The 14,329-nt window shown below is 36.0% G+C and carries 9 protein-coding genes; all 9 read left to right on the forward strand.

The annotated features are described in order from the left end of the window. Nucleotides 1-5 precede the first annotated feature (5 nt). The 9 genes from ACUN8G_RS07350 to ACUN8G_RS07390 all read left to right on the forward strand — a co-directional run bounded on the left by ACUN8G_RS07350 (nt 6) and on the right by ACUN8G_RS07390 (nt 14,307). Nucleotides 6-2,600, forward strand: a complete 2,595-nt coding sequence (locus ACUN8G_RS07350) for a glycoside hydrolase family 31 protein (RefSeq protein WP_437346405.1) — start codon at nt 6-8, stop codon at nt 2,598-2,600. Nucleotides 2,601-2,652: 52 nt separating this feature from the next. After that, the gene (locus ACUN8G_RS07355; protein WP_437346404.1) at nt 2,653-4,086 is read left to right on the forward strand and encodes a DUF1593 domain-containing protein; all 1,434 of its coding nucleotides are present in this window, start codon (nt 2,653-2,655) and stop codon (nt 4,084-4,086) included. Nucleotides 4,087-4,099: 13 nt separating this feature from the next. After that, complete coding sequence (locus ACUN8G_RS07360) at nt 4,100-6,619, forward strand: glycoside hydrolase family 9 protein (protein WP_437346403.1); 2,520 nt, start codon at nt 4,100-4,102, stop codon at nt 6,617-6,619. A 6-nt stretch (nt 6,620-6,625) separates the two neighbouring features. Beyond that, nucleotides 6,626-7,975: a family 43 glycosylhydrolase gene (locus ACUN8G_RS07365; RefSeq protein ID WP_437346402.1), complete on the forward strand. Its 1,350-nt coding sequence runs from the start codon at nt 6,626-6,628 to the stop codon at nt 7,973-7,975. 5 nt (nt 7,976-7,980) lie between these two features. Continuing rightward, a complete protein-coding gene (locus tag ACUN8G_RS07370) occupies nt 7,981-9,093 on the forward strand; it encodes a glycoside hydrolase family 43 protein (RefSeq protein ID WP_437346401.1) in 1,113 nt (370 codons plus the stop codon). Nucleotides 9,094-9,138: 45 nt separating this feature from the next. After that, nucleotides 9,139-11,535, forward strand: coding sequence for an alpha-L-fucosidase (locus ACUN8G_RS07375; protein ID WP_437346400.1), 2,397 nt, complete (start codon nt 9,139-9,141; stop codon nt 11,533-11,535). Between the two features lie 110 nt (nt 11,536-11,645). Continuing rightward, entirely contained in the window at nt 11,646-12,818 is a 1,173-nt protein-coding gene (locus tag ACUN8G_RS07380) for an alpha/beta hydrolase-fold protein (protein ID WP_437346399.1), read from the forward strand. Between the two features lie 583 nt (nt 12,819-13,401). After that, a complete protein-coding gene (locus ACUN8G_RS07385) occupies nt 13,402-13,806 on the forward strand; it encodes an ArsR/SmtB family transcription factor (protein ID WP_437346398.1) in 405 nt (134 codons plus the stop codon). A 264-nt stretch (nt 13,807-14,070) separates the two neighbouring features. Next, the gene (locus tag ACUN8G_RS07390; RefSeq protein ID WP_437346397.1) at nt 14,071-14,307 is read left to right on the forward strand and encodes an FmdB family zinc ribbon protein; all 237 of its coding nucleotides are present in this window, start codon (nt 14,071-14,073) and stop codon (nt 14,305-14,307) included. Nucleotides 14,308-14,329 lie beyond the last annotated feature (22 nt).

The raw sequence follows: 14,329 nt of genomic DNA on the forward strand, positions 1-14,329 counted from the left end.
ATATCATGAAAGCAAAAAATATTTATATAATTGTTTTTTTTATAGCTGGAATCTTTTTTCAGGCTTTATGTAAGGCTCAAGTAGTAAAAAGTTATAATAAAAAACAGGATCGACTTATTGTTGATTTGTCTCTTGGTACTCTGAGTATTATCCCTTTATCTCACAATGCTGTCAGAATAAAATTTTATGTAAATTCTGAGCCCAACATTCCTGAGCTTGTTTTCATTTCGAAAGCCCAGACTCCAGAATTTCAGGTTGCAGATTTACCGTCAACAATTGAAATAAAATTGAAAAACATAACGGTACTCTTAAACAAACAAACTGGCAATTTGTCTTTTGCTAATCATTCTGGAAAAATATTTCTGAGCGAAGTAAAAGGAGCACGAAAATTAATTCCAGATTCAATTATGGGTGAACCTTGTTTTTTGGTTGAACAAAGTTTTGAAACATCAGCCGAAGAATATCTATTGGGACTTGGGCAATTTCAGGATGGACATTATAATTTGAAAGGAGTTACCCGGCGTCTGATGCAGGTAAATAGTCAGATTGCTTTACCATTTATTTATTCAAGTAAAGGCTATGGCTTACTCTGGCATCAGTATGGTCTGACCGATTTTAATCCAGCCGATAATTTTATTGCGCTCGAAAAACAGGACTCGGCAGACAGCAAAAGAATGGCTGAAGTTACTACAACATCAGGAACGCAAAAAGTTGCTCAGGATCAGTCTGTTTATTATGGAAAGTTTTATGTCCCTGAAGATGGGAATTATTCTGTTTTTCTCGATCTGGGCGATATGGGAAATCGCCATTATATAGCCATCGATGGAAAGCCGTGTATTGATCAAAGTAATTTCTGGCTTCCTCCAGCAACATCAGTTCTGGTAAACTTAAAAGCAGGAGAACACACGCTTCAAGTGATTTGTAAATCAACTAACACACCATCTGTTTCGTGGAGGCCTGTTGAAAACAAAACTACTTTTCGTTCGCCTCATGCCATGCTTATAGACTATATTGTGTTTTACGGCCCTTCTGCCGATAGTGTTATCGCTACATACCGCAAATTATCAGGCAATGTTCCATTGCTTCCGCTCTGGGCTTATGGTTTCTGGCAATGCAGGGAACGTTATACCTCAGCCTCGCATCTGGTAGAGACGGTAAAAGAATTTCGCAAACGAAAGCTCCCCATGGATGTCATTGTACAGGACTGGCAATATTGGGGGAACAGAGGCTGGGGAGTACCCCAATTCGACGAAACGAATTATCCTGATCCTTCCAGATTTATTAAAGAAATTCACGATTTAAATGCCCATTTTAACATTTCCATCTGGTCAAATCCTGATAAAAATTCTGAAGTAGGGAAAATGTTTGTGGAGAAAAATTTGTTTATACCCAACAGCAAATGGCTCGATTATTTCAACCCCGAAACAAGAAAAGAATACTGGCGAACATTAAGAGATAATCTTTTTGTTCATGGTGTTGATTCGTGGTGGATGGATGCCACTGAACCTGAAAACGATGCACTACACAGTACAAAAACATATATAGGATTGGGAGATTTTTATCGATTGACCTATCCTCTTTTTGTTAATCAGGCAGTTTATGAGGGACAGCGTAATACCACATCCTATAAAAGAGTGTGTATCCTCACCCGATCAGCCTTTCTTGGCCAACAACGGTATGGCACCATAAACTGGTCGGGAGATATTGGAGGGACATGGGATGCTTTCAGGCGACAGATTGTGGCAGGATTAAATTACACCATTACAGGTATGCCTTATTGGACAACCGACATTGGAGGTTTTTTTCGTCCCGGTAGATCTCAATACACCGATGAGAAATATCATGAGTTACTCATTCGATGGTTTCAATGGGGCGCTTTTAATCCAATTTTCCGAATACATGGATACATGAGTGAAACCGAACCCTGGAAATATGGACCTCAGGTAGAGAATACCATGCATAAAATATTAAACCTGCGTTATCGTTTAATACCATATATTTATTCTGAAGCCTGGCAGGTGACTTCAAACGGTTCAACCATGATGCGTCCATTAATTATGGATTTTGCTAATGATACAATTGCCATTCGCCAGCCGTATGAATTTATGTTTGGTAAAAATATGTTGGTAACTCCTGTTACAGAGGCAAATGCCAGAGCATGTAAAATTTACTTACCCAAAGGGGTTCATTGGTATGACTTCTGGACAGGTGAAAAATTGAGTGGTGGCCAGCATATCACCAGAGAAACTCCTATCGACATTATTCCATTATACGTAAAAGCTGGTTCTATCTTACCCATTGGTCCTGATGTACAATATGCAACAGAGAAAAAGTGGGATACTCTTGGAATTCGTATCTATCCTGGCGCTGATGGGGAGTTCATACTATATGAGGATGAAGGGGATCATTATAATTACGAAAAGGGAATGTATTCGACGATAAAATTTTCGTGGGACGATAAGAACCAAACACTAACAATTCATCACAGGCAAGGTGCTTTTCCCGGAATGATGACGACCAGAAAATTTGAAATTTTGAAAGTCAATGAAAAGGTCAAATCAGTGGCTTACAATGGTAAAAAAATGCACATAAAATTGTGATGATTGCATCCTCTAGTTAAATCATAGGTTTTTATTAAGAGGTCATTTATCTATGAAACAAAAGTTTTATTTAATACTATTCCTTTTTGTTCTCTTTCCAGTAATCACTTTGGAAGCTATTCAGAAGCAAAGATTAATTGTGTTAACCGATATAGAAAATGAACCGGATGACACCCAATCCATGATACGATTACTACTTTATTCAAATGTAATTGATATCGAAGGATTAATTGCTACCACATCCGTCTGGAAGAAAACCAATCCAGAACCTGAATCCATAATAAAGCTTGTTAAAGCATATGGTAAAGTTCAACCCAATCTGAATCAGCATGAATCGGGTTTTCCTGAAATGGAAGACCTTTTATCTAAAGTAAAAAAAGGAAATCTGAGTTATGGTATGGATGGAGTTGGTGAAGGAAAAGATTCTGAAGGGTCAGAGTGGATTATTAAAATGCTTGAAAAGAAAGACGATCGACCACTGTGGATCTCGATTTGGGGAGGTGCCAATACACTGGCTCAGGCTTTATATAAGCTTCATAGAACAAAGTCTGAAAATGAATTGAAACAACTTATTGCAAAACTGAGGGTTTATACGATATCAGATCAGGATGATAGTGGATATTGGATTCGGGAGAATTTTCCTCAGTTGTTTTATATTGTAAGTCCCGGTGATGATTACGGTAGTGCCACATGGATTGCAATTAATACGGTGGTTGATGGAATTGATAATACAACGATCAGCAATCAATGGATAGAACAAAACATTCAACAGGGGCATGGTCCGTTGGGTGCACTTTATCCAGATGTATCTTATGGAATGGAAGGAGACACCCCTTCGTGGTTAATGCTAATCCCAAATGGTTTAAATGTACCAGAGCATCCTGATTGGGGTGGTTGGGGAGGTAGGTATGAATTCTACAAACCAATTTTTGATAGTACACAAAAAGGAGTTTCAGGTTTACCCAAAAAGCCTGAAACCAGAAAAATTTGGACCAATGCTGTAGATTGTTTTTCTCCATATTTACACAGTGAATATGGACGTACAATAAAATTATATGAAAAAACATTTTGTGATAATAAAGTTACTTTATGGCGCTGGAGGGACGATTTTCAAAATGATTTTGTAGCCCGTATGGATTGGTGCGTGAAATCATATAAAGAAGCAAATCATCCACCTGTTCCGATATTGAAACATCCGGAAAACATTACGGTTAATTCTGGTGAATACTTCACGTTGGACGCAGCGGATTCTTATGATCCAGATGGCGATAATATTGGCTTTTTATGGTTTAATTATCCTGAAGCAAGTTCGTACAAAAAATTTGTAAAGATTGAATCTGCAGAGAATGCGAGTAGAGTTTATATCAAAGCGCCTGAAGTAAATAAAGAAGAAACCGTTCATTTTATACTAAAAGTCACTGATAAAGGAAAACCCAATTTGACAAGGTATAAAAGAATTATCGTAAATGTTAAACCAAGTAAATAAAGAAAGGAGTATCATGAAAGCAAAAATTTTTATTTTGTTTTTTTTAATCAGCTTCTCTGGGGCTTTTGCACAAAAATTTTATTTAAATGATCTTGAATATTTTGAAACCAGAGGAGCGAATGTTTTTGTTTTTAACAATAATTATGATGGAATATTTTTCGATGAGAAGACATCCGGAATAGAAATAATTCATCACGGAGTGCGGACGGCAACAGGTGGTGCGGTAAGACTCCGGCATACACCAGAACAATGGGATCTGATACCAATTACCCTCGATAGAAAAGTAGATAAAAAGAATAATACAATTGATGTTATCCTGCGGTACAAAGAATATGATTTTGACTCCAGAATAAGTGTTAAATCAGAAAAAGACGGATTATTAATTAGTGTATTTTTAGATAAACCATTGCCCAAAGAATTAGAAGGACATGCTGGTTTCAATCTAGAGTTTTTACCATCTGCATATTTTGAGAAAACCTATTTGATGGATGGAAAAATTGGTTATTTTCCACGATACCCGATAAGTTCATCTTACACAGAACAGGCGAGTAAAAAGATAAAACAATTTCAAGGGTTTACGACATTTGATGATAGAGGAAAAGGAGAATTTGTTGAGCCCAATCCTTTCTCAACAGGAAAAACATTAATTATGGCTCCCGAGGATTATGAACGGCGGATAAAGATTCAATCAGAATCGGAGCTGATGCTCTTCGATGGTCGAATTGTTGCTCAGAATGGCTGGTTTGTTGTAAGAAGTTTATTACCTGCTGGTAAAACAGGGAAGGTGCTTGAATGGCATATCCAAATTACTACCATTCCAGATTGGGTAAGACCGCCAGTGATTGGTTTTTCTCAGGTAGGGTATCATCCAGATCAAGAAAAAATTGCAGTCATTGAGCTTGACAAAAACGACAAACCACTAACAAAGGCATCATTATTTCAAATTACTCCTGATGGTAAATTTATTGAGAAATATACTTCAGAGATAATACCATGGGGAAATTATTTTCGATATTATTATGTGAAATTCAACTTTAGTTCGGTAAAAGAACATGGTTTATATTTTATTCAATATGGTCAACATAAAACAAATCCTTTTCCTATAGACCAGAATGTTTATGCAAATATCTGGCATCCTACGTTAGATATTTGGTTTCCAGTTCAAATGGATCACATGAAAGTAAATGAAGCCTATCGTGTTTGGCACGGTGTTCCTTATTTAGATGATGCATTACAGGCGCCACCAAATCATAAGCATTTTGATTTATATGCAATGGGTGATTCAACAGATACAAAATATAAACCATTGCAACGAATTCCTGGTTTGGCTGTAGGTGGTTGGTTCGATGCAGGTGATTTCGACATTGAAACTGGATCACATACAAGCGTAATCCTGAGCTTTGTTGATACCTGGGAGAAATTCAAAGTTGATCGTGACCAAACATATATAGATCAGTCCTCACGTTATGTTGATATCCATCGTCCTGATGGAAAGCCCGATTTACTTCAACAAATTGAACATGGTGTTTTGAATCTTGTTGCACAGGTTAAAAATATTGGCCATCCCGCTCGTGGAATTAATGTTTCAAATTTACACCAATATCATCATTTGGGTGACGCATCAACAATTACTGATAATCTACCTTATAATCCAAATTTGAAACCTTACGAATCCGATGGTACATCCAGTGGTACAATGGATGATAGATGGGCCTTTACAATGCGTAATCCTTTTTTAGATTATCAGGCCATTACAGCGCTAGCTGCAGCAAGTCGTGCTTTGAAAGATTTTAATCCTTCGTTGGCAAATGATTGCCTTACAGAGGCAAAAAGATTATGGGATGAAAATAAAAATAAATTTGATCAGTCTGATACATCGCAATTTTTTGGTTTTAGAAGAGGATTTATTCAAATAGATGCTGCTCTTCAATTGTATATTACCACTCGAGAAGAAGAATATGCTACAAAATTTAAGGAACAGATCTGGCAAGCATTAAATCGATTTCTTCCTATGAGTATTACCCCTGCTTTACAGGCATGTCCATATATGGATGATGAGTATAAAAACAAATTAAAAGATTATGTGGTAAAGTATAAAGAATACAATGACGGATTATTAAAAGAAAATCCGTATGGCGTACCTTCAATGTATAGAAACTGGGGGATCAATCCTTCGGTTATCAATTGGGGAATCACAAATTATTATGCTCATAAATATTATCCAGAAATCTTTGGACCTGAGTATGTATTTAGAGCATTGAATTATCTTTTCGGATGCCATCCTTATTCAAATGTTTCGTTTGTAGCCACTGTGGGAGTAAAATCGAAAAGAGTCATGTATAGTAACAATCGAGCCGATTTTGGTTTTATCGCAGGCGGTGTTACGCCTGGATTAATTCTCTTAAAACCCGACTTTCTGGAAAATAAAGATGATTGGCCTTTTTTGTGGGGTGAAAACGAATGTACAATAAGTGGATGTGCCGCTTACATTCTACTTGGAAATGCAATTAATGACATCGTAAAAAATAAGTGAAGTAATATGAAACAGATATTCATTTCTCTTTGCATATTTTTGATTTTCGAAAATGTCTTTGCACAAAACCCGATCATCAGAAATCAATTCTCTGCCGACCCTTCGGCAAGAGTTTTTAATGGGAGAGTATATGTATTCCCTTCCCACGATATTCCAGTTCCACCTAATAAAAACTTACGAAACGATTGGTTTTGCATGGAGGATTATCATGTATTCTCTTCCGAAAATTTAATTGATTGGACCGATCATGGAGTCATTGTATCGCAATATCAAGTACCGTGGGTTGATACTACTACTTACAGTATGTGGGCACCAGACTGTATAGAAAAAAATGGAAAATACTATTTTTATTTTCCAACTATTAGCAATATTGTTGATTCTAATGGACGAAAAAGATTTTCGATTGGCGTAGCTATTGCTGATAAACCTGAAGGTCCTTACATTCCCCAGCCGAAACCTATTGAAGGAGTGGTCGGTATTGACCCAAATGTGTTTATTGATAAAGATGGTCAAGCTTATTTGTACTGGTCTTTAGGAAAAATATTTGTTGCAAAACTTAAAGATAATATGCTGGAATTAGATTCTGAACCTCAAGTTATTAAAAATTTACCTGAAAAAGGCCTCATAGAAGGTCCCTGGGTATTTGAGCGAAAGGGTATTTACTATTTAACTTTTCCTCATGTAGAAAACAAAACCGAACGACTCGAGTATGCAATAGGAAACCATCCCCTTGGTCCATTTAAAATGGCCGGAGTAATTATGGATGAATCGTCTACTGGTTGCTGGACAAACCACCACTCTATAATTGAATTCAATGGACAGTGGTATTTGTTTTACCACCATAACGATTATTCCCCTCACTTCGATAAAAACAGGTCAGTTAGAATCGATAGTTTATTCTTTAATGAAGATGGAACAATTCGTAAAGTGATACCCACATTGCGTGGAGCTGGAATTACCCCGGCAATTAAAGAAATAAATATTGATAGGTATAGTAAAGTGAGCGATAAAGGGGTTTCAATAACTTTTATTGATACTTTAAATAAATTTAAAGGATGGAAAACTATTTTTAATGAAAAGGATGCTTGGATTCAATACAATGCCGTAGACTTTGAAAAAGGTAAATTTGATGAAGTGTTCTTCTCTGTGTATGCTGAAAATGGTGGATCTCTTGAGATTCGATTAGACCATTTCAATGGAAAGAAAATCGCAGAAATTAACATTTTACCAACGAATGAATGGAGAATCATTAAATCAAAGGTTTCTAAAATAGAATCTGGCATTCATAATATTGTTGTCGTTTCTACTGCAAACAGTCCTATAGAAGTAGATTGGATAAAATTTCATAAAAAATGAAGATTATGAATAAAATAAAACTCATCTTATTGTTCACTTTTTTTTCTTTTTTTGACCTGTCCTTTTCTCAGGAAATAGCAAATATTGCAGAAAATAATTTTGATAGAACTTTTTGTTATACCAATCCTATTACAAGAGACACATCATTATCCATGAGGGATTATTGTGTTATCAAAGTAAAGAATAAATGGTATTGTACAGGAACTTCACATCCAGTATGGACAGGTCCAAATCCAGGTGTACGACTACTTGTATCTGATGATTTGATTCATTGGAAACATCATTCATGGATAATCGATGCTAAAAAGCTTCCGCCTGATTGTCCTTATAATGGTCGGTTTTGGGCTCCTGAAATACATTTTATTAAAAACAGATTTTGGCTTACTGTAAATAGCGGTAAAGTAACTCCAGAAGATCCAAAAGGGATGAGTACACACAGTATATGGCTATTTGTTGCCGATAATATTACAGGGCCATATAGATTAGTGAATGGACCCTTAACCCCTCAGTATAATAATGATGCTACTTTGTTCGAAGATGATGATGGAAAAGTTTACCTGTATTGTAGTGGTAATGGACTGTTTCAGGCAGAAATTGATCTGGAAAAAGGAAAATTAATTACACCTCTTGAGAAGTTTTTAGATAAAAGAAGTCAAGGAAATCCTGATTGGATGATTGGTGGCATAGAAGCTCCTTTTGTTGTAAAAAAGGATAATATTTATTTTATGTTTTTTTCTTCGTGGACAAGAGGATATGAGGTTGGATTGTTAAAATCAAAATCTCCATTAGGGCCATGGGAACTCGCAAATCGTGAACCTATTTTTGGTTCAAGAAAAAAAGGATATCGGCCTGAACTTGCTATTGAAGGAGGTTACGATCATTTACAATACAAAGATAGTGAAGATCCATATTGTGAAGCGGGTCATATTGTTCTTTTTGAAGGCCCAGATGGAAAATTATGGTGTTCCGGTCATTGTTTGTTTTATGAAAAAGGTATGAATAGAAAGCTTGAACCATGGGAAAAACTTGAACAACTTTTCATTGAACCAGTATTCTACAAAAATGGTATGTTTTATATAAATGGACCAACATGGACTGAACAGTGTATTAAATACTGAATATAAAATTTAATGGATAGTTTCATAAAATTTATAGGTGCCTTTATGCTTAGAAACAAAAAAATACTGCTTGTTTATTTCCTTTTCATAGGTTCTTTATGGGCTCAACAAAATGAGCGGTTATATTTTCAACCTACCTTCGAATCTTTAGAAAAGGTAAATCCTGTTCCTGAATGGTTCAAGGATGCAAAGTTTGGCATTTATTTTCATTGGGGAGTTTACTCTGTTCCGGCTTTTTCAAACGAATGGTATCCCCGAAGCATGTACATAAAAGGTTCTTCGGAGAATAAACATCATATCGAGTTTTATGGAGATCCCTCTGAATGGCCGTATCACAATTTTATACTTGGAGCCAGAGATAAACAAGGCAATTTTGTGCAGTTTGCACCGAAACTGAAATCTGAGGGCGGAAATTTCGATCCTGAAGAATGGGCACAGCTCTTTGCTGATGCTGGAGCGAAATTTGCCGGACCGGTAGCCGAACACCACGACGGTTTTTCCATGTGGGCAAGCAAAGTGAATCCATGGAACGCTAAAGACATGGGACCGAAACTTGATTTAGTTGGTTTGCTCACAGAAGCTATAAGAAAAAGAAATATGAAAGTGATTCTTTCCATGCATCACGCATATAACATTACTGGATATTATGAACATGTTCCTCACACCGATGATCCCAGACTTCAAATGCTATATGGCCAACAGGGGAAAGAAAAAAATGAATCACTATGGCTGGCAAAACACAAGGAAATTATTGATAACTACCAACCCGATATTATTTACCAAGATTTTAACCTGCATCGCATTTCACAACCTGTTCTTCTTGAATTCCTTTCATATTATTATAACCGCGCACTTGATTGGAATAAAGAAGTGGTGGCGACTTTTAAAGATGGCTTAAATACAAAATGCGCTTTACTGGATTATGAACGTGGAGGCCCTACTGACCTTACTGATATCTACTGGCTTTCTGACGATGCTGTTAGTGCTTCCAGCTGGTGTTATACTGAGGGATTAACCTATTATTCAGCAAAACAAATATTACATTCACTTATCGATAAAGTAAGTAAAAATGGTAATCTCCTCCTTAATATTTCCCCAAAGGCAGATGGGACTATTCCGCATGAACAAAAAGAGATTTTGCTATCAATTGGTTCCTGGCTTAAAAAATATGGCGAGGCGATATACAATACACAATCGTGGGATTGGTATGGCGAAGGACCAACAAAAATGGGAGCAGAACATGGAGTGTTTATTGCGCCTCCTCAGGGGACGGCTAAAGATATTCGCTATACAAAGTCGAAAGACAATACTACTCTTTATGCTATTTTGCTTGGATGGGATAAAGAACAGAAAGAAATTAAGCTTAGACTATTGGGCTCCAACAGAATATCCCTTGAAAATCTTAAGTCAATTGAAATAATTAATGGTGAAAAAGGAAATCATCAGCCATTAGATTATGTTCAACAAGAAGAAGGGTTGCTTATAAAATTGCCCGAAGAGTTTTTCGAAGAATATGCATACGTAATAAAATTGAGTTTCAACGGTAAGATTCCTCCTCTTAACAATTATGCAGAATTGTGGGATTCAGAGCATTATTACATAGTTCCAGCTAATCATTATGGTAACCTGGTGTTAGGTTCTGACCTGGCTCTGACAAACAAAAGAAAAAATTATGAAAATCAATGGAAATTTGAGTCGATTGATAAAGGTATTTATAAAATTATCAATCGGGGCAATAATAAAGTTTTGTCTATTGACGATACTGGCAAAGAGCTTACTCTTACCGAATTCAGTGGCAAAGATAATCAGCTCTGGAAAATAGAGCTTACTTATTATGGACATCTAAAAATCTCAAACAAAAAATTTTCTGATGTTCTATTATCAATTAATGACACTATTATTAATGGGAGTAAGGTGGGCATCTCACGAGTTCTTTCTCCTTTGTCTTCAACATGGAAGTCTATTGAAGTTTGCGATAAAAAGCAGGAACCTTTCAAAGAACATGTTATACCAGGAATTATCGAAGCAGAAGATTTTGATACGGGTTGTGCCGGCGATGCCTATTATGATAAAAACAACATAAATGAAGGTGGCGAATACCGTCTTGATGAAGGTGTCGATATTGAGAAATGTTTAGCTGGTGGTTATAACGTAGGATGGATTCAGTCAGGAGAATGGCTGTCATATACGGTAACTGTAAAAAAGTCTTCACTCTATAAAGTATCGTTTTATTTGGCATCATCAATGAATAACGGGAAATTTCATTTAGAATGTGATGACGAGGTAATAACTGATATCATTTCGGCGCCCGATACAAAAGGATATCAAAACTGGGAAGTAATAACAACAACCTTAAAACTCGATGAAGGAATTCATATTCTCAAGTTTGTTGCCGATGGTAGTTACTTTAATATTGACAAGATGGTTTTTGAAGAGAAATGAAATTTTCACTTACAGCTTAGACTGATACTATTGGTGAAAATTTGGTAATCATCTATTGGATTTCAATTTCTGCCTGTTGATTACAAATTAATTGACCATGGAGGAAAAAGATGGCGAGCAAAAATTTTCTTTATTCTATTTTATTTTTCATCATTGGCGGAACAATTTTTTCTGTAGGTTATGCCCAGGAAAATAATTACCCATTACCCCCTTCTGGTTATGATTCATATAAACGGGACATCGCGCATGGAAAAGTCACCACATTTACTTATCATTCGACCACAGTAGGAGTTGATCGGCAAGCCCTAATCTATACCCCGCCTGGGTATTCACAAGATAAAAAATACAATGTGCTCTACTTATTGCATGGCATTGGCGGAGATGAACGAGAGTGGTACAATAATGGAAATCCGCAAAATATTCTTGATAACTTATATGCTGAACAAAAACTCGAACCGATGATTGTTATTTTTCCCAACGGCCGTGCAATGGTAAATGATGATGCCACAGGTGATCTTTTTTCTCAAGATAAGATTAAAGCTTTCGAGACTTTTGAATTTGATTTGCTTAAAGACTTGATTCCCTTCGTCGAATCGAATTATCCGGTTTACACCAGTCGGGAAAACCGAGCCATTGCAGGTCTCTCAATGGGCGGTGGACAGTCACTGAATTTTGGATTGGCTCATCTGGACACCTTTGCCTGGGTGGGTGCATTTTCTGCGGCGCCAAATACAAAAGCACCTGAAGCACTTGTTCCCGATCCACAAACGGCTGCCAATAGCCTATTGGCCCTGTGGATTTCTTGTGGAACCAATGACGGACTGCTTTATATTAGTCAGCAAACCCATAACTATCTAACTCAACATCATGTGCCGCATATTTACGCTCTGGTTTCGGGAGCTGGTCACGATTGGACAGTATGGAAACATGGCCTTTATTATTTTTCTCAACTCATTTTTAAGCAACCGATCAAAGTTAATGAAACAACAACCGGGGTTGCTACATTCAATTTGGTACAAAATTATCCCAACCCATTTAATCCTTCTACGACCATCCGCTACCAATTGTCCGGCAACGTTCATGTAACCTTAAAGGTTTATAATTTACTTGGACAAGAAATTGCAACTCTTGTCAATGAATATCAATCCCAAGGAAATTACGAAGTGCATTATGATGCCTCTCGCTTCAACGCATCTGGACGAGCACTTCCAAGTGGTATTTATATCTGTAAACTTCAAGCAGGAAATTTTTCTGCTTCAAAAAAAATGATATTGATTAAATAGTGTCTGATAATAACAAGCAGGTGCGTAAATTGTAATTATGAATTCCGTTAAATTAAGCAAGTATATAAGTGCTATATTGGCCAAACGGAGATAGCATTTTTCAGTTGACTAGTAAAGATATAAAATTAAGCTCGATAGCAATTCTTAATTCTAACTTCTCTTACTTTTATTCTATCAAAAAAACTTCTTGATATTATATAGCCCAAAGAATTATGAAGTCTTTTAGAATTGTAGTATTAATATGATTAGTAATTTGCTTTAGTATATTTTGTCAGTAGTTCTTTAATAGCCTTGAAGAGGAGCATTTAAGCATACGGCTGGTTTTCGTACTCTTACGTCTTAGCGGACAAAGTAATAAAAATTAATATAAATCATATACAATATTGTTTTTCCGTCGCTGGCAACACACGCGTTATTATTAATTCTTTTCCTTTTTGAAGAGCAAAGTTCTGTATAATTATCCTTCACTTCGATTACAAATAAAATTGATATTGATATATCAATAGTTACGCAAAAATAAATTACATTTGCTTATATGCATTATTTTGCATATTTTTATATGCAAAATATGGCATATAATTTAATGGATAAGATAGTTGAAATATTCAAAGCCCTCTCCGACGAAACGCGTCTTCGAATAATGAATCTTTTTATAAAAAGTGGACGAAACTTGTGTGTGTGTGAACTTGTGGATGCACTACAATTACCTCAGTACTCGGTTTCAAAAGCACTCACTGTTTTAAAAAACGCAGGTTTCTTCACCACCGAAAAAGAAGGTACGTGGGTATACTATAAACTAAATAAAGAAACTTCTCAGAAGAAGACTCTCATTAGTTTTTTAAAAAATTATTTGAATACTGCTCAATTTTTAAATGACGAAAAAAGATTAAATGAGAGATTATTATTGAGAAAAAATAATAAATGTGTAGTGGGAATTATTCCAGAACAGGATCTATTAAAATTAATAAAGCAAAAAACGGAAAAGTAAATTTTATGGAAAAAACTGTTTCGCCTCTGATTTCGCAATTTTAAGAGTTTATCGCCATAGGTGCATCAATCGTCGTTAATTATCTCCCTTGTCTGCGTTATCATTCTGCAGAGACAGTTAAACTTGGATGAACAATTCAGGAAATCGAAAAGACTTTTAGAATTGGTAAGATGTCTAAAGAAAAACCAACAAATAAAATTTATAAATTAGCCGATGATTTAATCAGTAGAGAAAAAAGAGAATCAAAATACGGAGAATAAATAAATGCCAACTTATGAATATCACTGCAAAGATTGCGGTTACTATTTCGATGTAAAAGCAACAATAAAAGAAAAAGAAGAAGGATTAAAACTACATTGTGAACGATGTGGAAGTGATAATCTTCAGCAGGTGTTTGGAGGCTTTGCAATTCTTGGCAATCAATCAGTGAATGTAAAATCAAGAAACTCTCAAAATAACAGCAGTGGTTGCTGTGGTGGATCCGGTTGTGGCTGCTCTTGAAATAATTTTTAACGGCAACCTT

Source organism: Melioribacter sulfuriphilus (genome assembly GCF_052656625.1).

Coding starts and splice junctions, on each gene's coding strand:
- ACUN8G_RS07350 (WP_437346405.1), top strand. CDS start 6: ATGAAAGCAAAAAATATTTATATAATTGTTTTTTTTATAGCTGGAATC.
- ACUN8G_RS07380 (WP_437346399.1), top strand. CDS start 11,646: ATGGCGAGCAAAAATTTTCTTTATTCTATTTTATTTTTCATCATTGGC.
- ACUN8G_RS07365 (WP_437346402.1), top strand. CDS start 6,626: ATGAAACAGATATTCATTTCTCTTTGCATATTTTTGATTTTCGAAAAT.
- ACUN8G_RS07390 (WP_437346397.1), top strand. CDS start 14,071: ATGCCAACTTATGAATATCACTGCAAAGATTGCGGTTACTATTTCGAT.
- ACUN8G_RS07375 (WP_437346400.1), top strand. CDS start 9,139: ATGCTTAGAAACAAAAAAATACTGCTTGTTTATTTCCTTTTCATAGGT.
- ACUN8G_RS07385 (WP_437346398.1), top strand. CDS start 13,402: ATGGATAAGATAGTTGAAATATTCAAAGCCCTCTCCGACGAAACGCGT.
- ACUN8G_RS07370 (WP_437346401.1), top strand. CDS start 7,981: ATGAATAAAATAAAACTCATCTTATTGTTCACTTTTTTTTCTTTTTTT.
- ACUN8G_RS07360 (WP_437346403.1), top strand. CDS start 4,100: ATGAAAGCAAAAATTTTTATTTTGTTTTTTTTAATCAGCTTCTCTGGG.
- ACUN8G_RS07355 (WP_437346404.1), top strand. CDS start 2,653: ATGAAACAAAAGTTTTATTTAATACTATTCCTTTTTGTTCTCTTTCCA.